Annotated in this window: 1 protein-coding gene; it reads left to right on the top strand. The window is 49.7% G+C overall.

The annotated features are described in order from the left end of the window. A partial coding sequence (locus tag G9F48_RS19370) for a 3'-5' exonuclease (RefSeq protein ID WP_274596868.1) occupies positions 1-302 on the top strand: 302 nt, incomplete at both ends.

The raw sequence follows: 302 nt of genomic DNA, 5'->3' as shown, positions 1-302 counted from the left end.
GAAAGAAATTAAAGACATTCTCGCATACCTGCGCCTTGTGTCAAACCCGGACGACGACATCAGTTTTACGCGGATCGTCAATGTGCCGAAGCGGGGCGTCGGCGCAACTTCACTAGAAAAAATCGCTTCATATGCGGCGATGAACGGAATGTCAATGTTCCAGGCGATCAAACAGGTTGATTTCATCGGCGTCAGCGCGAAAGCGGCAAACGCGCTTGACGGCTTTGGCGCGATGATTGAAAATCTGACGAATATGCAGGATTACCTGTCCATTACGGAACTCACGGAAGAAATTCTCGTGA

Origin of the sequence: Bacillus sp. EKM420B (assembly GCF_011065565.1) — a bacterium.
Taxonomy (GTDB): domain Bacteria; phylum Bacillota; class Bacilli; order Bacillales; family Bacillaceae; genus Bacillus; species Bacillus velezensis.
Note: the sequence above shows the minus strand (reverse complement) of the source record. Positions and strands in the feature narration are given on the sequence as shown.